General features: G+C 44.7%; 18 protein-coding genes. 16 read left to right on the top strand and 2 right to left on the bottom strand.

The window, feature by feature from the left end:
* Positions 1 to 34: 34 nt before the first annotated feature.
* From BMW45_RS24580 to BMW45_RS24570, 3 genes are read left to right on the top strand one after another with little or no spacing between them, the layout of a single operon-like run.
* Complete coding sequence (locus tag BMW45_RS24580) at positions 35 to 853, top strand: Cof-type HAD-IIB family hydrolase (RefSeq protein WP_092250151.1); 819 nt, start codon at positions 35 to 37, stop codon at positions 851 to 853.
* Entirely contained in the window at positions 846 to 1682 is an 837-nt protein-coding gene (locus BMW45_RS24575; protein WP_092250148.1) for an Mrp/NBP35 family ATP-binding protein, read from the top strand. Before BMW45_RS24580 ends, BMW45_RS24575 begins: the two co-directional genes overlap by 8 nt.
* A gap of 26 nt (positions 1683 to 1708) precedes the next feature.
* The gene (locus BMW45_RS24570) at positions 1709 to 2419 is read left to right on the top strand and encodes a GTP pyrophosphokinase (protein ID WP_092250145.1); all 711 of its coding nucleotides are present in this window, start codon (positions 1709 to 1711) and stop codon (positions 2417 to 2419) included.
* A 47-nt stretch (positions 2420 to 2466) separates the two neighbouring features.
* On the opposite strand, the gene BMW45_RS24565 is transcribed toward BMW45_RS24570, so the two are convergent.
* Together BMW45_RS24565 and BMW45_RS24560 are read right to left on the bottom strand one after the other, a co-directional pair.
* On the bottom strand, positions 2467 to 3735 hold the full coding sequence (locus BMW45_RS24565; RefSeq protein WP_092250142.1) for a sensor histidine kinase: 1269 nt from the start codon (positions 3733 to 3735) through the stop codon (positions 2467 to 2469).
* Positions 3732 to 4406: a response regulator transcription factor gene (locus tag BMW45_RS24560; protein ID WP_092250139.1), complete on the bottom strand. Its 675-nt coding sequence runs from the start codon at positions 4404 to 4406 to the stop codon at positions 3732 to 3734. The genes BMW45_RS24565 and BMW45_RS24560 overlap by 4 nt, the downstream gene beginning before the upstream one ends.
* Before the next feature lie 341 nt (positions 4407 to 4747).
* On the opposite strand from BMW45_RS24560, the gene BMW45_RS24555 reads away from it, so the two are divergent.
* The 13 genes from BMW45_RS24555 (at position 4748) to BMW45_RS24495 (ending at position 20004) form a co-directional block, all read left to right on the top strand.
* On the top strand, positions 4748 to 5836 hold the full coding sequence (locus BMW45_RS24555; protein WP_092250135.1) for an S-layer homology domain-containing protein: 1089 nt from the start codon (positions 4748 to 4750) through the stop codon (positions 5834 to 5836).
* A gap of 22 nt (positions 5837 to 5858) precedes the next feature.
* Positions 5859 to 7634, top strand: a complete 1776-nt coding sequence (locus BMW45_RS24550) for an efflux RND transporter periplasmic adaptor subunit (RefSeq protein WP_092250132.1) — start codon at positions 5859 to 5861, stop codon at positions 7632 to 7634.
* Positions 7635 to 7705: 71 nt separating this feature from the next.
* Positions 7706 to 8365 (top strand): ABC transporter ATP-binding protein, encoded by a 660-nt coding sequence (locus tag BMW45_RS24545; RefSeq protein ID WP_085961668.1) that lies wholly within the window; start codon positions 7706 to 7708, stop codon positions 8363 to 8365.
* Positions 8349 to 9527, top strand: a complete 1179-nt coding sequence (locus BMW45_RS24540) for an ABC transporter permease (protein WP_166433498.1) — start codon at positions 8349 to 8351, stop codon at positions 9525 to 9527. Before BMW45_RS24545 ends, BMW45_RS24540 begins: the two co-directional genes overlap by 17 nt.
* Positions 9528 to 9660: 133 nt before the next feature.
* Positions 9661 to 10653 (top strand): dipeptidase, encoded by a 993-nt coding sequence (locus tag BMW45_RS24535; protein WP_092250129.1) that lies wholly within the window; start codon positions 9661 to 9663, stop codon positions 10651 to 10653.
* A 101-nt stretch (positions 10654 to 10754) separates the two neighbouring features.
* Positions 10755 to 12410 (top strand): Na/Pi cotransporter family protein, encoded by a 1656-nt coding sequence (locus BMW45_RS24530; RefSeq protein WP_092250125.1) that lies wholly within the window; start codon positions 10755 to 10757, stop codon positions 12408 to 12410.
* A gap of 36 nt (positions 12411 to 12446) precedes the next feature.
* Complete coding sequence (locus tag BMW45_RS24525; RefSeq protein ID WP_025233251.1) at positions 12447 to 13136, top strand: response regulator transcription factor; 690 nt, start codon at positions 12447 to 12449, stop codon at positions 13134 to 13136.
* 42 nt (positions 13137 to 13178) lie between these two features.
* Positions 13179 to 14579, top strand: a complete 1401-nt coding sequence (locus BMW45_RS24520; RefSeq protein WP_092250122.1) for a sensor histidine kinase — start codon at positions 13179 to 13181, stop codon at positions 14577 to 14579.
* A gap of 37 nt (positions 14580 to 14616) precedes the next feature.
* Entirely contained in the window at positions 14617 to 15504 is an 888-nt protein-coding gene (locus tag BMW45_RS24515; protein WP_092250119.1) for a DegV family protein, read from the top strand.
* Between the two features lie 115 nt (positions 15505 to 15619).
* A complete protein-coding gene (locus tag BMW45_RS24510) occupies positions 15620 to 16135 on the top strand; it encodes a Gx transporter family protein (protein WP_025233248.1) in 516 nt (171 codons plus the stop codon).
* Positions 16136 to 16225: 90 nt separating this feature from the next.
* A complete protein-coding gene (galT, locus tag BMW45_RS24505) occupies positions 16226 to 17743 on the top strand; it encodes a UDP-glucose--hexose-1-phosphate uridylyltransferase (RefSeq protein ID WP_092250115.1) in 1518 nt (505 codons plus the stop codon).
* A gap of 147 nt (positions 17744 to 17890) precedes the next feature.
* Entirely contained in the window at positions 17891 to 18754 is an 864-nt protein-coding gene (locus BMW45_RS24500; RefSeq protein WP_025233246.1) for a YitT family protein, read from the top strand.
* A gap of 212 nt (positions 18755 to 18966) precedes the next feature.
* Entirely contained in the window at positions 18967 to 20004 is a 1038-nt protein-coding gene (locus tag BMW45_RS24495) for an ABC transporter substrate-binding protein (protein ID WP_092250112.1), read from the top strand.
* The last annotated feature ends 149 nt before the right edge of the window (positions 20005 to 20153 follow it).

Below are 20153 nucleotides of genomic sequence, written 5' to 3'. Positions count from 1 at the left end.
AAGAATAATCAGATTAAGAAGGAATGATGGAAAAGTGGAAAAGAAGATAAAGGCCATTTTTTTTGATATTGATGGAACGCTTCGGGATTTTCAAACAAAACGGATTCCGGACAGTACAAAAGAGGCACTTTTGGAAGCCAGAAAGACAGGAATCCTGCTGTTTATTGCAACGGGTCGCCATAAGCTTGAAATGGAAGAAGAAAACCTTCTGGAGGGAATTCCCTTTGACGGCTATGTGACGCTAAACGGCCAGTATTGCTATAGCGGGGACAGGATCATTTATGATCTGCCCATAGATCCTGGTGAAGTTGAGAGAACTTTAATGTTTTTGGAGGAAGAGCCATTTCCATGTATGTTTATGGAAGGGGACCGCATGTACATCAATATGGTGAATCATGTAGTGGAAAAGGTCCAGTCAGATATAGGAACCAGGATTCCTCCGGTTTTAAATGTAGAACGGGCCAAAAACCAGCGTATTTACCAGATAATACCTTATGTATCCTACGACATGGAGCAGAAGCTGAAGAAGTATCTTTGCGGCTGTGAGTTCATGCGCTGGCATGATGAGATGGGCTGTGATGTGATTCCCGCAGGCGGAAGTAAGTGGAACGGGATCATGAAGATGGCAGAGCATTACGGCTTTTCTGCCGGTGAGATGGCTGCCATTGGCGACGGCAATAACGATATTTCCATGATAACCGGTGCGGGCCTTGGTATTGCCATGGGAAATGCCTCTGACGAAGTAAAGAGTGCGGCCGGTTATGTTACGGATTCGATAGAAACAGATGGCTTAAAAAAAGCCGTCTTCCATATATTAGACTATAATTCATTAGGAGGAATCATCAATGAGTGAGGTAAATTGTACTCATAATTGTAATACCTGCCAGGAGAACTGCGGCAGCCGAGAGGAACAGGTAAGCTTTTTAGAACCCCTTAACCCTGCCAGCACAGTAAAAAAGGTAATTGGGGTTGTAAGCGGAAAGGGCGGCGTGGGCAAATCCCTGGTAACGTCCCTGATGGCTGTAGGTATGAACGGGAAAGGTTATAAAACGGCAATCCTTGATGCGGATATAACCGGCCCTTCCATTCCAAAGGCCTTTGGCCTTTCGGATTACGGTGTGGGCATGACGCCTGGTGGTCTTATGATCCCGGCTATCACGGCAACAGGAATTGAAGTGATGTCAGCGAATCTGATTCTGGATCATGAGACGGATCCTGTCATTTGGCGGGGGCCGGTCATTGCAGGAGCTGTGAAACAGTTCTGGCAGGAAGCCCTATGGGATAATATTGACTACATGTTCGTGGACATGCCTCCGGGAACCGGAGATGTGCCCTTAACCGTGTTCCAGTCCCTTCCTGTGGACGGAATTATCATTGTCACCTCTCCTCAGGAGCTGGTTACCATGATTGTTGAAAAAGCGGTAAATATGGCGAAAAAGATGAACATACCGATTCTGGGGCTGGTGGAAAACATGAGTTACTTGATTTGCCCGGACTGTGGGAAGCAGATTTCTGTATTTGGGGAGAGCCGCGTAGATGAAGCAGCCAAAGTGAATGGTCTTACTGTTCTGGCTAAAATCCCCATTGATCCACAGATCGCAGCCGCAGTGGATGGCGGTACGGTCGAGTATTTAGAGGTGAACTGGCTTAACGAGGCAGTTTCGGCAGCAGAGAAAGCTTAAAGTAATGTAAGTTTCGAGGGATAAGAATGAATATTAGCATGAACCCCAATAGTGAATTGAACCAGTCCATTGTGAATGTTCCCAATCTGGTTCAGGTTCCGGACCCGCTTATGAAGCAGGCATACCAGTTTCAGGAAGCTATGATGATGTATACCTGTGCCATCCGGGAGATCAAGACAAAGCTGGAAGTCCTTAATGATGAACTGTCAGTTAGGAACTCCAGAAACCCAATTGAAATGGTTAAATCAAGAGTAAAGAAGCCCATCAGCATTGTGGAAAAGCTGCAGCGCAGAGGGTTGCCGGTTTCCCTGGAATCCATGATGGAAAATCTGGATGATGTTGCAGGAATCCGCGTAATATGCTCGTTCCTTGATGATATTTATGCAGTGGCAGATATGCTGGCACGCCAGGATGATGTACATATCATTGCCATTAAGGATTACATCCGCCACCCCAAAAAAAATGGTTATCGCAGCTATCATATGATCGTAGAGATCCCCGTGTTCTTTTCCGACCAGAAAAAATGGATGAGGGCAGAGGTCCAGATCCGTACCATTGCCATGGATTTCTGGGCCAGTCTGGACCACCAATTAAAATATAAAAAAGAAGTGGAAGAGTACTCCCAGGAAATCAGCGAAGAACTGCGGGAGTGTGCGGACGTGATCGCACAGACCGACGAAAGAATGCTGGGTATCAGAAAGAGAATTGAGGATCATGGAATTGCAGTTTCTAAATAAATAAAAGAAGGGAGCAATTGAGGTAAAAACCTGCAATTGCTCCTTTTTTATGTTCTGTTTATATGTTGGCGGGAAGAGAGGGGAAGGCTGACGGTAAAAATAGTTCCTGTTTCAAGGCTGCTGGTCAGGTTAATCTTTCCCTTATGGTGGTCAACAATGGTCTTTGCAATGGAAAGGCCAAGTCCATAGCCTCCTTCCTTACGGACTCTTGATTCATCCGTCCGATAAAACCGCTCAAAGACATGGATCTGCTCCTTTTCGGGAATAGGGTCTCCCGTATTTTGAACGGTCAAGACGGCATTATGGGATGATTTCTTTAAGCTGACAGATACGGAACCATGTTTTCCAGCGTATTTGCAGGCATTGTCCAGCAGGATGTTGATTACCTGCTTTAGCTGGACTTCCCAGCCTTCCAGGATAATGCCGGGATCAATTTTATTTTCCAGGTTCACCTTATTTTCAAAGGCAACGGATTCAAAAAGCAGGACTCCGTTTAATACGATGTCACTGAAATCCAGAGGAGCCATTGCCATCTGGGAGGCCTGGACGGCCCCAGTATCGGAGCGGGCCAAAAAGAGCAGTTCTTCCACAAGCTGTTTCATGCGTTCTGCCTCTTCTTTTGTGTTGTTCAGCCATTTCTGCTGATCCATGATGGTGCATTCCTTATGAAGGGAAAGAATCTGTAAATTGGCCAGGATCACAGTAAGAGGTGTCTTAAGTTCATGGGATGCATCGGCAATGAACTGGTTTTGCATCCGCCATGCGGTTTCCGCAGGCCTTAACGCCAGACGGGAAAGGAAAATACTCAGGATCAAAAAAAGAAAAACCGCCGCAAGAAAGACCAAAAAACAATTGATCAGGAGGGCTTTTAAATTATTCCGTTCATATCTTTGGTCTGCAAATACTATTTTCGTACCCTCTGCGGAGGAAACTTTAAGGTAGCGAAGAGAATAATCCTTAAGTTCCCCCTGGGAAGAGTCATTTGCTTTTGCCAGCTCCACCAGGGTAGAAGCCAGCTCCCTTGTAACCGTTAAATTGTTTTCCCTTATGTTTTCTATGGAGTTGCGATTGTTTAAATTAACCACGAAAATAGGGACAAGAGGCGGCAGATTCCTTTGAGGTCTGCGGGTGATTTCCACCTTATCCGGCAGATGGTCCGGCTGGTTTCGGTCGGCGGCCTGGTAAAGAGCCATGACGGTCTGCCGCTCGATGCGTTTAAAATTGGCGTAGTAAAAGATACCAAGAACTGCGGAAAGAATGGTTATTACAAAAATCATGTTAACCAAAACTAACCGTCTTCTTAATTTTTTTATCATGTTGTTTCCTCCAGGCGGTATCCGACCTTTCGGAGAGTGCTGATTTCCACCCTTGAACCCACAAAATTCAGCTTTTTGCGTAAAAAGGAAATATAAGCCTCAACATTATTGTCCTCTGCGTCGGAATCGCTGCCCCATACCCTTGAGATGAGAGTTTCCTTTGAAACGATCCTTCCGGAATTGCTCATAAGGATCTTTAACACTTCAAATTCCTTATATCCAAGATGAATGGATTTGGTGCCGCAGCATAAATCATTTGCGGAGAGAGTAAGTGTCAAGTCTCCGAATTTCATTTCTTCTACAATCACTTCTCCCTGGCGGCGGGAGAGGGCTCTGATGCGGGCTAACAGTTCTTCCGGTATAAAGGGCTTTGTCATATAGTCATCAGCTCCTCTGTCAAGTCCGGTTACCTTATCCTGAATGTCATCCCGAGCGGTCAGCATGAGAACAGGAGTCTGGATGCGGGCCTCTCTCAGCTTTTTCACCACTTGAAAACCATTTTCTCCCGGCAGCATGACATCTAAAACAATGACGTCATATTCCCCGGAAAGACCGCAGGACAAACCGTCAGTACCATTATACACAATATCAGCCTGGTAATGTTGTTCCTTCATAATCTGTCCCAAAGCATCGGCCAGCCTTACTTCGTCTTCTACAATCAATACCTTCATGATTCGATTCTCCTATATTTATTATTATGTACCTGTTGACATCTATTATAAGCTGAGACTGCCTGTTAGGCAATCTTACATTTTTGTGCGTACAAATATGCTCGCATATTTATTCGGAGAACGCGGCAGTTAAGAAATTTTCCTTAGTTATGTTAATCATAATGGATTAAGCTTAAAATAAGCTGAAATAACATACCCAGAGTCTGCTATGGTATAAAGAATACGAGGAACTTTTCGTCAGAAATACCAAGTTTCAGGTTAATTTCAGCTTACTGTCACAAAACAGACATAAGCGCCTGTTAAAATAAGTTTCAGATTTGAATGATGAGAGGAGAAACTGGATGAACGGACGTAAAATAGCGGCTTCCCTGGCTTTTGTAATGGCCGCGACGGCAGTCAGCCCTATGATAACTGAGGCGTCAAGTAGTTTTGATTTAAGAAAAAAGGTAGTCGGAGTTTCGGGAATCATGAACACCGGGAATCTGAATCTGTCGGTAACGCGGGGAGAATTTGCCAGCATGCTGGTAAATGCATCCTCCTATCGAAGCACGGCCGGCAAGACCAGCAACACTTCCGTATTTGCCGATGTTCCAAGAAACCATGAATATGCATCCCAAATCAGGATTGCAGCGGAACAGGGGTGGATGAACGGATATTTAGGAGGAAATTTTAAACCAGACGATTCCATAACACTTCAGGAAGGGGTAAAAGGAGTTTTAGGACTTTTGGGCTATGTAAATTCTGACTTTACAGGTGACCAGACCGGTTCCAGGCTTTCCAAATATCATTTTCTGGAATTGGATGAAAATCTGAATAAAGAAGCTTTGGAAGTCTTAAATAAAGAAGACTGCATCAACCTGTTTTATAATTTGTTAAAAACAGATACGAAATCTGGAACCATGTTTGGAAAAAGCTTGGACTGCGAATTGACCAGTGATGGGGAGATCGATCCGTTTTCAATGGTCGACAACAGCATCAAGGGACCGAAGATCGCAAAAAGCAGCAGCAGGCTCAAATCCATTCTGCCTTTTAAGCTTAGTGAAGCCAATATTTATCTTGATGGAGAACCTGTTAATAATTCCAGCAATGCGATTGATGTTTCCTTGGAAAGCGAAGACGGAGTTCTGGTATATTATCATACCATTTCTAAAACCGTGTGGCTTTATACCATTGGAAACGAAAATGAAAGCGGACGCTCCGCCGTATTTGGGGAAATCACAAACGTTGTTTATGATTCTTCTGATTTAATGACACCGGGAGCAATCATACTGGATGACGGCAACACCTATGAGCTTACCAGCACTGAGATGAAGTTTGCATTTTCTTCCTATGGGGACCTTCGGGTAGGTGATACCGTGAATCTGGTCTATACCCTGTCTGTAGATAAGGATGGAAATGAAACCCGGACTGTCATTGATTATATAGAATAGAAGATTAACAGGAGAAGCCGGAATGAAAAAAGTCATTCAGAAATTATTTTCAAAAGAAAAAAGAAAAGGTCGGATAAAGGGAAAAAAGATTTTGATCCTTCTTATCATAATCCTTGCGGTGCTGGCAGGAGTGATGGCGGCGGCAAGCTTTAAAAAATCAAAGGAAGCATCCGCCGAATCAAAGAGCATAAGAACTGCAAAAGTTACGAAGCAGGACATTGTCTCTGAGCTATCCTCCTCTGGAACCATTTCTCCTCAGAATACCTATGACATTACCTCTTTGGTGGAAGGAGAAGTCATTGCAGCAGATTTTGAAGAGGGAGACGAGGTAGAAAAGGGACAGATCCTCTACCAGATTGATACGTCATCCATGGAATCGGAGATGACATCGGTGAATAACTCCCTGTCCAGAGCCCAGGAAAATTATCAAACTGCGCTGAATGATTATAATTCTGCTTTAGGTGATTACAGCGGAAATACCTATAAATCCACAGAGAGCGGGTACATAAAATCGCTTTCCATTAAGGAAGGAGATAAAGTAGGAAACAATACGGAAATTGCCTCTATTTATGATGATAAAACCATGAAGATCAAGCTTCCGTTCCTCTCCGGAGAGGCAGCCCAGATAACGGCCGGACAGGCGGCAGTTCTGACCCTTACAGATACGGGAGAGCAGATTCAGGGCGCAGTCACTTCTGTCAGCAATATGGATGTAACCTTAACAGGAGGGCGTATCGTTCGTTATGTCACCATTGAGGTTACAAATCCAGGCGGTCTTACCACGGAAACCCCGGCTACGGCAGCGATAGGCGATTATGTGTGCAGTGTGGAAGCAACGTTTGAACCCAAGCTTGAGTCGACCATGAAAGCGGACTTATCCTCCAACGTGGAGGTAGGAACCCTGCTGGTGCATGAAGGTGATTATGTAACGAAGGGCACTCCTCTATTTACAATGGAAAGCAAGTCTGCGGATAAACTGCTGCGCACTTATAAAGATACCATGGAAAAGGCCCAGGAAACTCTGGAAGGAGCAAAAAGCAAGCTGGAGAGCACCGAGAATACTTATGATAACTACACCATTACCGCTCCTATATCCGGAAAGGTCATTACAAAAACCGTGAAAGCGGGAGATAAGATTACCAAAAGCTCCAGCGGCAGTACAACTCTGGCAGTCATATACGATATGTCCGCCTATACTTTTAAAATGTCTGTGGATGAATTGGACGTAAAGTCCGTGAAAGTAGGCCAGGAAGTAAACATTACGGCAGATGCCGTAACCGGTAAAACCTTTTCCGGAACAGTTACCAATGTCAGCCTTGAGAGTTCTACTTCCAATGGTGTTACCAATTATCCTGTTACTGTCACCTTAAATGATGGCATGGATGAGCTTCTCCCCGGTATGAACGTAGATGGAGTGATCATTCTGGATAAAGCTGCTGACGTCCTTGCCGTACCGGCCGATGCGCTGATACGGGGAAATCAGGTCTATGTAAAGGATGATACGGTGAAGGAGCCCCAGGGGAATATTCCGGCAGGCTTTCGGGCGGTAGAAGTTACCACAGGCTTAATCAGTGATGATTATGTGGAAATTACCAGCGGGTTGGAAGAGAACCAGGAGGTCTACGTTGCACAAACCACTGTAGGCACCTCAACAAACATTATGATGCCGGGAGGTATGGGCGGTGTAAACGTAGGCCCAGGCGGCTCCGGCTCTGGTTCCGGAGTCAGGTACCGCAGTGAAGGCGGTGGCTCCGGTAGCGGAAGCCGCAGTACAGGCAACGGCGACCGCCAGCCTTAAGGGCTGCAAGGAGGTTATATAGCGTGGAAAATACCTTGATTGAATTAAAGGATATCTATAAAGTATATCAGATGGGAGAGGAGGAGGTCCGTGCAAACAACGGCGTATCCTTAACCATTTGCCACGGGGAGTTCGTGGCTATTGTAGGAAAGTCGGGAAGCGGAAAATCCACGCTCATGAATATTATAGGCGCACTGGATGTCCCCACGTCAGGAGAATATCTTCTGGGCGGTGAGGATGTGGGCAGGATGTCGGATAACCAGCTGGCTGGGATACGGAATAAGATGATTGGCTTTATCTTCCAGCAGTACAATCTGCTTCCCAGACTGAATCTTCTTGAAAATGTGGAACTGCCCCTATTATATGCAGGGGCAGGAACCAATGAACGTAACAAACGCGCCATGGCCTCTCTGGAACGGGTTGGCCTGGCGGAAAAGTGGAAAAATTTCCCCAACCAGCTTTCCGGAGGCCAGCAGCAGAGGGTTTCCATTGCAAGGGCGCTGGCAGGAGATCCCTCCCTGATTCTGGCCGATGAGCCTACGGGGGCTCTGGATTCAAAAACCAGCCGGGAAGTCCTTAATTTCTTAAAAAAGCTGAACGATGAAGGGAATACCATCGTTATGATCACCCATGACAGCGCCATTGCAAAGGAAGCCAGGCGGGTGATCCGGGTACACGATGGTAAGATTAATTTCGATGGAGACGTAAATGAATATTCTGCAATCCTTTAAAATGGCTTTAAAGAGCATCTGGGGCAATAAGATGCGATCCTTTCTCACCATGCTTGGAATCATTATCGGCGTGGCATCGGTCATCATTCTGGTGAGTCTTGTAAACGGACAAATGTCCTATATGACGGAACAGTTTACCAGCATGGGTACCAACCAGATTAATGTGAACGTAACCAATCTTTCATCCAGGTCCGTAACCGTGGATCAGATGTATCAATTTTATGAAGACAACAAAAATCTTTTTTCTCAGATGACGCCAAAGGTTTCCTTGTCCTCTACCTTAAAAAACGGTACGGAATCCCTGACCAATACTTCGGTATCCGGTGTCAGCGAGGAATATCTGGAGATGAAGGATCAGACCCTGGATTCAGGGCGGTTCCTCCAATATTCCGATGTCATATCCAGGCAAAAAGTTTGTGTTGCAGGGTATTATGTGGCCTGGGAATTATATGGAGGAGCAGAAAAAGCCATTGGCCAGACCATAAAAATAAACGGTTATGCCTATCAGATCGTTGGTGTGGTATCCAGACAGGATGAGGATGAGCTTAAGGACGGCGGTTCAGACGACGTTTTGTACCTTCCCTACAGCAGTGCCGCCAAGTTGAACAACACTGCAGACATAAACAGCTATGTCTTTGCCACCGCCGACATGGACCATTCTACAGAGGCCAAAGAGGCCATCAATACCTTTCTTTATGGGATTTTCAAAGATGAGGACCTGTACCGGATTAATGCTATGAGTGAGCTATTAAACTCCCTAAATTCCATGATGTCCATGATGTCCATGATGCTTGGCGGAATCGCCGGAATCTCCCTTTTAGTTGCCGGAGTTGGAGTTATGAATATCATGCTGGTGTCCGTAACGGAGCGTACCAGAGAAATCGGAATCAGGAAGGCGCTGGGGGCAAAAAAACGTAACATCATGCAGCAGTTTGTAATAGAGGCCGCAGTTACCAGCTCTCTTGGCGGGGTTGTGGGTATCCTGGTGGGCTCCGTGGCAACTACCATCATTGGTTCTGCCATGGGAATGAATGCCACACCAACGTCCGGTGCCGTCATGGTTTCCTTCAGCGTATCCGTAGGGATCGGCCTTTTGTTTGGCTATATGCCTGCCAGAAGGGCTGCTGATTTAAATCCCATTGATGCTCTGCGAAGCGAATAATAAACCGAACATTTTCTTGCAAATATATCATATTGGTGATACTATTTGCATAGTTACCAAAGGAGTAGCTCATTTTTGGGCTGCTCCTTTTGCGTAGAGTAAATACTTTGAATTATGAGAAAGGGAAGAATTTATGAAAGTTGTTGATATGCATTGTGATACCATTTCAGAGCTTTTTTACCGGAGGGAAGAGGGAAAGGTCTTTTCTATCTTAAAAAATGACTGTCATATTGACTTGGAGCGAATGAAAAAAGGTGATTATTGCTTACAGAACTTTGCTTTGTATACAAATCTCGCCAGGCAGGAGCATCCGTTTGAATATTGTATGAAGCTTGTTGACCTCTTTTACACGGAGCTGGAACAATATGAGGATATCATTGGTATTGTAAAAGGCTACAAGGATATTGAAGAAAACCGGAAGAATGGGAAGATGTCTGCCATGCTTACCATAGAAGAGGGAGGCGTCTGCCAGGGAGAACTGGCATTCTTAAGAAATTTTTACCGTCTGGGAGTTCGGATGGCCACTCTTACATGGAACTATAAAAATGAGCTGGGGCATCCCAACCGGATCTGGGAGGAAAACGGAGAGGCCTTTTTTGAGCCGGAGATGGAGCATGGGCTTACGGAAAAGGGAATCGAATTTGTTCAGGAGATGGAACGGCTGGGAATGGTTATCGATGTCTCCCATTTGTCAGATGCGGGGATAGAAGATATGTTCAAGTATACGGAAAAACCATTTGTAGCCAGCCATTCCAATGCAAGAACCATTGCCTCCAATCCCAGAAACTTAACGGACGATATGATTAGAAAGCTTTCCGAACGAGGCGGCGTGACCGGAATCAATTATTGCGCTGATTTTCTTCATGACTGGAAGAAGGGGGAAGGAGCCTTAAGCCGGGTGGAAGATATGGTTTTACATATGAAGCATATGAAAAAGGTGGGAGGCATCCAGTGTATTGGGCTTGGATCAGATTTTGACGGCATCGGGGGAAATTTAGAAATGAAATCTCCGGAAGACTTACCCCTATTGGAAGTTTATATGAAAAAAGAGGGATTTTCGGAAAGCGAAATTGAGGCAGTTTTTTATGGAAACGTCCTTCGTGTCTACAAAGAAATTTTACATTAAGACAAAAATTTACATAAATTTTACATTTATGTGCATTTTACTTTACATAGTTTTGATATAGTATTTACAAAAATGTATTATCATGAAAAACGGAGGATGCTATGTCAATCGCAGATTTACAAATGCTATTTAAATTCATTGGGGGACTGGGAATGTTCCTTTATGGAATGGATGCTATGGCCGATGGGCTGCAAAAATCAGCAGGCCACAAAATGCAGCAGCTTTTAGGAGTCCTTACCAGCAACCGGCTCATGGGTGTGCTTTTGGGAACTGGAATTACCGCCATCATTCAGAGCAGCTCGGCCACCACAGTCATGGTGGTAGGCTTTGTAAATGCCGGGATCATCAATCTGCAGCAGGCCGTTGGTATTATTATGGGTGCTAACATCGGAACAACTGTCACCAGCTGGATCGTATCCATGAGTGAATGGGGAGAGATGATGAAACCCGAGTTTTTTGCTCCGGCACTGGTAGGCGTGGGCGCTGTTTTAAGCCTTTTTACCGGAAGCGGGAAGAAAAAACAGGTTGGAGAAATTCTGGTAGGCTTTGGTGTGCTGTTTATAGGACTTTCCTTTATGTCTGACTCCATTACGCCTTACCGGAACGCACCAATTTTCAGCCAGGCCTTTTCTGTTTTAGGAAGAAACCCTTTTCTTGGAATTTTGGCAGGCCTTGTTGTTACCGGTATCATTCAAAGCTCCTCAGCATCTGTAGGAATTTTGCAGACACTGGCTCTCAATGGTATCGTAAACTGGCAGTCAGCGATATTTATCACTTTAGGGCAAAATATCGGTACCTGTGTTACTGCCCTGCTTTCCAGCGTTGGAGCTAATAAAACCGCAAAGCGTGCCGCTGTCATTCATCTTCTTTTTAATGTGGTGGGTGCTGTCATTTTCGGATGCGTCATGTTTGTCGTGTTTAAACTGAATCCGGTTTTCGCAGCATCACGAATCAGCAGTGTGGGAATATCCATCTTCCATACGATATTTAATGTGAGCAATACCATCATTTTATTCCCATTTGCCGGGCTTTTGGTAAAGGCTTCCGGTCTGCTTGTACGGGAAGATCAGAAAGAATCACCGGTTGATTCTGATACCCAGATGAAACGTCATCTAGATGAAAGAATTTTAGAAACCCCTTCCTTTGCTATCGAGAATGTGAATCATGAAGTTGTGAGTATGGGATATGCTGCCATGGAAAACTTAGATCTTGCGGCGGCGGCTCTTCTTGGCAACAACAAAGCAGAGGCAAAGCTGGTGGAAAAAATGGAACAGAAAATCAATGATTATGAAAAGATACTCACAGATTATCTGATAAAACTTAATAACCAGTCCTTAAATGAGGAGCAGCATCTTCTGGTTAAAAACTTATTTTATACAATCAGTGACTTTGAGCGGGTCAGCGATCATTGTGAGAACTTATCTGAGCTGGCAATAGAAAAATACAACCGGAACATAATTTTTTCAAATGGTGCAGAAAATGAAATCAAGGAAATGCTCAAGGAAGTTCGTTCCTCTTTGGAGCATGCCATAAAAGCCAGGGAGACTGGAGACATGTCAGAGGTCCGCGCAGTGATTCAGAGCGAAGAACGTGTGGACAGCCTGGAGGAGGAATTAAGAGAACGTCATATCGAACGTTTATCCGCTCAGACATGTAAACCGGAAAATGGAATTATCTTTTTGGATGCACTGAGCAATCTGGAACGTATTTCAGACCATGCCCATAATATCGCCGGTTACGTGAGGGATGAAATGTAACAGAAAGCGTGGGCGGGAAATAAGAAAGGAGAATGTATGGAACGTATCTATGTAATTGAAGACGATGACAATATCAGGGACTTAATTAAAATTGCCCTGGAAGGTTTTGGCTATGAAGTATCCGCTTTTGAGATGGCGGAAGATGCCTTAAGGCATATTGAATCAGATAAACCGGCACTGGCTGTGTTTGATCTGATGCTTCCTGGTATGGACGGACTGACAGCCATTCGCAGGATTCGGAAAAATGAGTCTTTGAAAGATATTCCCATTCTTATTCTTACCGCAAAAGACAGGGAGTTTGATAAGGTGGCAGGACTTGACGGCGGAGCAGACGACTACATGACAAAGCCATTTGGAGTCATGGAACTGGCAGCCAGAATCCGGAGCCTTTTGCGGCGGAGCACCAGGGGAGAGGCGAACGCAAACGAATTGAATCAATATTGCTTAAGTTTAAATAAAAAAACAAGAGAGGTCTATTGTGACGGCGTTAAGGTTGAACTGACGTTAAAAGAGTTTGAGCTTTTGCAGTATTTAATGGAGAACCATAATAAGGTCGTTACCAGAGATGAGCTTTTAAACCACATCTGGGGGTATGATTACGATGGAGAGACCAGGACTCTGGACATGCATATCCGTACGCTCCGGCAAAAGCTGGGAGAAAACGGGGGTTCCTGCATCAAGACAATCCGCGGCGTAGGCTATCGTTTTATTAAGACGGAAGAGTAGGACAATCAATCGTCTGGCTATATCCGCAGAATGAGGGAATCTATGAGAAGCGTGATCTTTAAAAAATTTATCCAGATCATTCTGGTAGTGCTGATACTAAGCAGTTCTGTATTTTATATTGCTTCCAGCAGCGCATTGCTTAAAAATTCCAGAAAAGACATGACATACACCTTAAGAGCTATGGATGAGATTCTGGATTATTCCAGTAATCTTGCCGGTGAAATAGGGGATTTAAAGCAGGTACTCAGTGAGAATGAGAGCCGTTTTACAATTATACGCATGGATGGAAGTATTGTGGCCGATACTGGGAATGTACCGGCCGCTTCCCTGGATAATCATCTGGACAGGGAAGAAGTGAAGGAGGCTCTTGTGGAGGGAACGGGCACAGCCAGACGCTATTCCAAGACCCTTAAGGTAAATATGCTTTATGTGGCGATCCGCTCCTCACGGGCGGATTATATTCTTCGTATGGCAATTCCCTATTCCGGCATGAAAGAATACCTGATGCTTCTATTACCTTCGATCTGGCTCAGCTTTCTGATGGCCATTATGTATTCCGCGTTTTCGGCGGACAGCTTTTCAAAATCCATTACAAAGCCGTTAAAAGAAATTTCTCAGGAGATGTTAAAAGTAAACGGGGACTATACAGACCTATCTTTTGAAAAATACCAGTATCCGGAAATTAATATTATTGCGGAAACGACAACGGAAATGTCTAAGAACGTAAAAGAATATTTAAACCAGATTGAGCTTGAAAAGCAAATTCGCCAGGAATTTTTCAGTAATGCTTCCCATGAGTTAAAAACCCCAATCACATCGGTTCAGGGCTATGCGGAGCTTTTAGAAAGCGGGATCATTCAGGATGAAGAACAAAAGATGGATTTCATAAGACGCATCAAAAAGGAAGCGGTCAACATGAATCATCTCATCAATGACATCCTTATGATCTCCCGGCTTGAGGCTAAAGAAGCAGAGGTATTAAAAAATGATGTGCGCCTGTCCATTCTTGTAGGCGACATCGTCGAATCTTTAAAGCCACTGGCTGCATCCCATGAAGTCACTGTCCATGTGGATTGCAAACCACTTTGTATTTACGCCAATGGACAGCAAATGAAGGAACTATTTGGAAATCTCATAAGCAATGCAGTAAAATACAATAAGCCGGGCGGCGAAGTTTGGGTCACGGTGACAGAAGAGGACCGCAATGTAATAATCCGTGTGAAGGATAATGGAATGGGTATTCCAAAAGAATCCTTAAGCCGTATCTTTGAACGCTTTTACCGGGTAGACAAAGGACGGAGCAAAAAACAGGGCGGAACAGGCCTTGGACTATCCATTGTAAAACACATTGTAAATTTCTATCATGGGACCATTACCGTTCGGTCGGAGCTTGATATGGGAACGGAATTTATGGTAAAGATTCCAATTCAAGAGAAAATATGATAATATTGATTCAGTAAATGATAGGAGGTGTGCAGATATGGGAAGTTTTATTTTAACCTGCTGTTCTACGGTAGATATGAAGAAGGAATTTTTTGAGCAGCGCCATATTCCCTATGTGTGTTTTCACTATACAATGGATGGCGTTACCTATCCGGATGACTTAGGGCAGAGCATTCCCTTTCCTGAGTTTTATGACCGGATCGCCAAAGGTGCGACCCCAGTGACTTCCCAGGTAAATGTGGAAGAATATTGTGATTTTTTTGAACCATTTTTAAAGGAAGGCAAAGATATATTGCATCTCACTCTTTCCTCCGGTATTTCAGGAACCTACAATTCTGCATGCGTAGCCAGAGAGGAAATGAGTTCCAGATATCCGGATAGAAAGATCGTCATTGTGGACTCCCTGGGCGCTTCTTCCGGCTATGGTCTTCTGACCGATTCAGTGGCAGACTTAAGGGATAAAGGGGTCTCCCTGGAAGAGGCCACCGAATGGACGGAGAATAATAAATTGTTCGTGCATCACTGGTTTTTCTCCACAGATTTGACCAGTTTTAAGCGGGGAGGCAGGATTTCAGCCACATCCGCAATGCTTGGCACGGTGCTTAATATCTGCCCTCTCATGAGCATTGACAACACAGGACATCTGATTCCAAGGCAGAAGATCCGTACCAAGAAAAAGGCCATCCAGGAGATTATAAACACAATGGAAGCCCATGCAAAGGGCGGGAGAGATTACAGCGGCAAATGCTTTCTTTCTTATTCCGCCTGTGAAAATGATGCCAGGGAGGTAGCGGTCCTGGTGGAGGAACGCTTCCAAAAGCTTTCCGGAAAGGTACTGTTAAACAGCATTGGAGCAGTCATCGGCTCCCATACCGGACCGGGTACTGTGGCATTATTTTTCTGGGGTGATAAAAGAACAGATTAGTTCCAATCCCGGAGAGCACTTTCATAATAATGAGGATGCTCTCCGGGATTTTCTTTTACATAAATGTCAAAGTGTGATAAGATAAATGCTGAATGCAGGAAAAAGGAGAGCTCTTATGAAAGTAAAAAATTCAGCACATGTGGCAGCGTTGTACGGAATGCTGATTGCACTGGCGTTTGTTCTCAGCTTTGTAGAAACCCTGATTCCCATTTCCCTTGGAATACCGGGTGTAAAGCTGGGGCTTGCCAATCTGGTCACGGTTGTGGGGCTCTATACGGTTGGGACAGGCGGAACGGTTGTCATTTCACTTTTGCGGATCGTTCTCACCGGATTTACCTTTGGAAACTTGTTTGCCATGCTCTACAGCCTGGGAGGCTGGAGCTTAAGCCTGCTTCTAATGGTTCTTTGCAAGAGAAAAAACTGGATGGGCACAACGGGAATCAGTATTCTTGGAGGCGTGGGGCATAACATCGGACAGGTTTGCGTGGCTGCCCTTGTGGTCAAACAGGCCGGAGTATTCTTTTATCTACCCTTTCTTTTGATCGCCGGTACAGCAGCCGGACTTATCATAGGGATCCTGGGCGGCATGATTATAAGCCGGATCAGTAATTTTATTAAAAAAATGCAATAAAAACAAAATATAGGATATTGTTTTGCCGCTTTTGGAAATGTATAATGGGATAGGTATATTAGGATAAAAAAAACCAGGAGGAACATCACAATGATTTACGAGGCAATTAAGAAACTGGTACAATATGGACGGAACACAGGCTTGATCGGAGAAGCGGACCGGTATTATGCCCTTAACCAAATCCTTGATGTAATGATGATGGACGAGTATGAGGAGTCTGATGGAGTACCGGAAGATATTGATCTGGAAGCTGTTTTGCAGGAATTACTTGATTATGCATGCCAGGCCGGAATCATAGAAGAAGACAGTGTTACATACCGGGATTTGTTTGATACAAAACTGATGAATTGTCTGATGCCAAGACCTAGCGAAATAGAAAAAACATTCTGGGAGCTGTATCAGGGCCAGTCGCCTGAGGCTGCAACCGGATATTATTATAAACTAAGCCAGGATTCCGATTATATCAGGCGGTACCGGATTAAAAAGGATATGCGGTGGGTGACCCCTACCAAATACGGTGACCTGGATATTACGGTGAATTTATCAAAGCCTGAGAAGGATCCAAAGGCGATTGCCGCAGCAAAGCTTGCAAAACAAGGCGGTTATCCCAAATGCCAGCTTTGTATGGAAAATGAGGGCTATGCCGGAAGGACCAATCATCCGGCCAGAAATAACCACAGAATCATCCGTCTTGAAATCAATAACAGTGAGTGGGGCTTTCAGTATTCCCCCTATGTTTATTATAACGAGCACTGTATCGTTTTCAACGGAAAGCATATTCCCATGAAGATAGAGAGAGATACCTTTGTAAAATTGTTTGATTTTGTCAAAATGTTTCCTCACTACTTCCTTGGTTCCAATGCAGATCTTCCCATTGTAGGAGGATCCATCCTGTCCCATGACCACTTTCAGGGAGGAAATTATGATTTTGCCATGGCAAAGGCCCCCATGGAGAGTTGTTTCCAGTTGGAAGGCTTTGAGGGAGTGGAAGCCGGAATCGTGAAATGGCCGATGTCCGTACTGCGCACCAGAAGCAAAAATCCGGAGGACCTAATCGCCCTTGGAACTAAGATTCTTGATGCCTGGAGGGCTTATACGGACGAGGAAGCCTTTATTTTTGCAGAAACAGACGGAGAGCCTCACAACACCATCACCCCTATTGCCAGAATGCGGGATGGTGTATACGAACTTGATCTGGTCTTAAGAAATAATATCACCACAGAAGAATTCCCTCTTGGAGTTTACCACCCTCATCAGGAGCTACATCATATCAAGAAAGAGAATATCGGCTTAATTGAAGTCATGGGATTGGCTGTCCTGCCTTCCAGGCTGAAGGTAGAGCTGAACCTGCTGGCTCAGTGCATTGTGGAAGGGAAAAGCATAAGAGATGAAGAAGCCATTGAAAAGCATGCAGATTGGGCGGAGGCTTTCCTTGGAAAATATGAAGAAGTGACAAAAGAAAATGTGGATGAAATTTTAAAGAAGGAAGTTGGCCTGGTATTTGAACGGGTTCTGGAGGATTCCGGCGTATACAAATGCGATGAGCAGGGACGGAATGGGTTTGGACGGTTCCTTGCCAGTGTCGGATTTACTCCTTGTTCACAATAGAAAGACTGTGAGAATATCAGATGGAATTGTGTTTGTAATTACCGCCCCTTTGAGGTATAGTCGAGTGGGAGTGAAAGGAAACTATAAATTCACTCAAAAACGTACAGAACCGGCTTAAAGGAGCCGGAGGGAGATAGACAAACAGTCATGAAGCAGATAGAAAACAAAACACTGAGAACGCTTGCAGAGTATGGACTGATCACGTTCAGCATCTGGATTATGGTAGTGGGGATTTATTTCTTCAAATTCCCCAATAATTTTGCATTCGGAGGTGTCACAGGGTTTGCGACGGTTATCAGTGCATTAACCCATTGGTCGGCCAGTGAGTTCACAACCATTGTGAATACAGTTTTACTGGTGGCTGGCTTTCTCTTCCTGGGACGGAGCTTTGGGATTAAAACGGTTTATGCCACCCTCATGATGTCCCTATTTCTTTACTTTTTGGAACGGCTGTATCCGATTACAAGGCCTCTTACCAGGGAACCACTTTTGGAACTGATCTTTGCGATACTTTTGCCAAGCGTAGGTTCTGCGCTCCTTTTTAACACCGGAGCTTCCAGCGGGGGAACGGATATTATCGCCATGATTCTGAAACGGTACACCAGCCTTAATATTGGAACCGTGCTTTTGCTGGTGGATGTGACAGGAGTCATTCTGGCCTACTTTGTATTTGGACCGGAGACAGGGTTATTCTCTTCCCTTGGTTTATTAGCCAAATCCCTTGTGATTGGCGATGTCATCGAAAACATTAATCTGTGCAAGTGTTTCAGCATCATTTGTGATGATCCGGGGCCCATCTGTGATTATATCATTCATGGACTTAACCGGAGTGCCACGGTTTATGAGGCACAGGGCGCGTTCAGTCATCATAAAAAGACAGTCATCCTGACGACCATGAAGCGTTCACAGGCACTTAAGCTAAAAAATTATATACGTACTGTGGAACCAACAGCGTTTATACTGATATCTAATTCCAGCGAGATAATAGGAAAAGGATTTCTTGCCAATTAAAAAAAACCGGAGAACATAGATTCTCCGGTTTTTTTAATGAATAAAGCGGGAAATGTGGGACCAGCTTTCGTCATTTTTTACAAAAATGTACTTTAGCACATTAAAAACGCATAAATTTAAAGCAATAAAATTGACGGCTAATCTTTTTTGTAGTATGATACGAATTAAGTTCCAAAAAGGACGAAATTTTGGAAGGAAGAGGAGAGAAGATTATGAAGAAATCAGCAAATGTTTTATCATTGGTCCTTGCCGGCGCAATGATGTTGTCCTTAACGGCATGCGGCAGCAAAGCACCAGACACGGCGACCTCAGCTCCGGAAACCACGACTGCAGCAGAAAAAACAAGTGAAGCAGCAGAATCCACAGGAGAAAAGACAGCAGATGGAAAGCAGTATAAAATCGGGGTTCTCCAGCTTGTACAGCATGCAGCCTTAGATGCATCCAATAAAGGCTTTATCCAGGCGCTTGATGATGCAGGTCTTAACTATACCGTTGACCAGCAGAACGCCTCCGGTGACCAGCCTACGTGCCAGACCATTGCCAGCAAGCTGGTTAATGACAACGACGATTTGATCCTCGCGATCGCAACACCGGCGGCTCAGGCTGTGGCAGGAGCCACAAGCGATATCCCGATTCTGTTGACAGCGGTCACTGATCCGGCATCATCTGATCTGGTTGAGAGCAACGATAACCCAGGAGGAAACGTAAGCGGCACCTCTGATTTAACTCCTGTGAAAGAGCAGATAGCTCTCTTAAAAAAGATTCTCCCTGATGCAAAAACCGTGGGAATTCTTTTCTGCTCCGCAGAATCCAACTCTGAAATCCAGGCTAAGATGGCAAAAGATGCAATTGAAGCGGAAGGCATGACAGCGGTAGAGTACACCGTTTCCAACTCCAACGAGATCCAGACGGTTGTTACCTCCATGGTAGGCAAAGTAGATGCACTCTATACTCCTACCGATAATACCATTGCAGCAGGTATGGCAACCGTGAGCATGGTAGCGAATGAAAACGGTATTCCGGTAATCTGCGGAGAAGAAGGTATGGTAAATGCCGGCGGTCTTGCTACATATGGCATTGATTATTATGAACTGGGTTACTTAACCGGACAGCAGGCAGTAAAGATCCTGACAGAGGGTGCGGATATCTCCAAGATGCCGATTGAATACCTTCCTTTGGATAAGTGTAAGCTGACTGTCAATGAGGAAACAGCAAAGACCCTGGGAATTGATATTTCCAGCCTTAAATAAGCGGTTTAAAAAATGAGCGGCAGGCGGGACCTGTTTGAAGGGTCCGCCTGCCGGCCATAGATGCTTTACATAAAGGATGGGCTTTCATTCTTTATGTAAGGCATTTATGTCTATGAAAGCCCTTTGGGCATTGCAGGAAATATGAAACG

Source organism: Lacrimispora sphenoides (assembly GCF_900105215.1).
Lineage (GTDB): Bacteria > Bacillota > Clostridia > Lachnospirales > Lachnospiraceae > Lacrimispora > Lacrimispora sphenoides_A.
This window is presented reverse-complemented; position numbering and strand designations above follow the sequence as displayed.

What these genes read in the sequence shown, in the direction of transcription:
- BMW45_RS24520 (WP_092250122.1), top strand. Translation starts at nt 13,179, where the DNA reads ATGAGAAGCGTGATCTTTAAAAAATTTATCCAGATCATTCTGGTAGTG.
- BMW45_RS24575 (WP_092250148.1), top strand. Translation starts at nt 846, where the DNA reads ATGAGTGAGGTAAATTGTACTCATAATTGTAATACCTGCCAGGAGAAC.
- BMW45_RS24560 (WP_092250139.1), bottom strand. Translation starts at nt 4,406, where the DNA reads ATGAAGGTATTGATTGTAGAAGACGAAGTAAGGCTGGCCGATGCTTTG.
- BMW45_RS24550 (WP_092250132.1), top strand. Translation starts at nt 5,859, where the DNA reads ATGAAAAAAGTCATTCAGAAATTATTTTCAAAAGAAAAAAGAAAAGGT.
- BMW45_RS24495 (WP_092250112.1), top strand. Translation starts at nt 18,967, where the DNA reads ATGAAGAAATCAGCAAATGTTTTATCATTGGTCCTTGCCGGCGCAATG.
- BMW45_RS24565 (WP_092250142.1), bottom strand. Translation starts at nt 3,735, where the DNA reads ATGATAAAAAAATTAAGAAGACGGTTAGTTTTGGTTAACATGATTTTT.
- BMW45_RS24500 (WP_025233246.1), top strand. Translation starts at nt 17,891, where the DNA reads ATGAAGCAGATAGAAAACAAAACACTGAGAACGCTTGCAGAGTATGGA.
- BMW45_RS24555 (WP_092250135.1), top strand. Translation starts at nt 4,748, where the DNA reads ATGAACGGACGTAAAATAGCGGCTTCCCTGGCTTTTGTAATGGCCGCG.
- BMW45_RS24525 (WP_025233251.1), top strand. Translation starts at nt 12,447, where the DNA reads ATGGAACGTATCTATGTAATTGAAGACGATGACAATATCAGGGACTTA.
- galT (WP_092250115.1), top strand. Translation starts at nt 16,226, where the DNA reads ATGATTTACGAGGCAATTAAGAAACTGGTACAATATGGACGGAACACA.
- BMW45_RS24530 (WP_092250125.1), top strand. Translation starts at nt 10,755, where the DNA reads ATGTCAATCGCAGATTTACAAATGCTATTTAAATTCATTGGGGGACTG.
- BMW45_RS24545 (WP_085961668.1), top strand. Translation starts at nt 7,706, where the DNA reads ATGGGAGAGGAGGAGGTCCGTGCAAACAACGGCGTATCCTTAACCATT.
- BMW45_RS24510 (WP_025233248.1), top strand. Translation starts at nt 15,620, where the DNA reads ATGAAAGTAAAAAATTCAGCACATGTGGCAGCGTTGTACGGAATGCTG.
- BMW45_RS24570 (WP_092250145.1), top strand. Translation starts at nt 1,709, where the DNA reads ATGAATATTAGCATGAACCCCAATAGTGAATTGAACCAGTCCATTGTG.
- BMW45_RS24535 (WP_092250129.1), top strand. Translation starts at nt 9,661, where the DNA reads ATGAAAGTTGTTGATATGCATTGTGATACCATTTCAGAGCTTTTTTAC.
- BMW45_RS24515 (WP_092250119.1), top strand. Translation starts at nt 14,617, where the DNA reads ATGGGAAGTTTTATTTTAACCTGCTGTTCTACGGTAGATATGAAGAAG.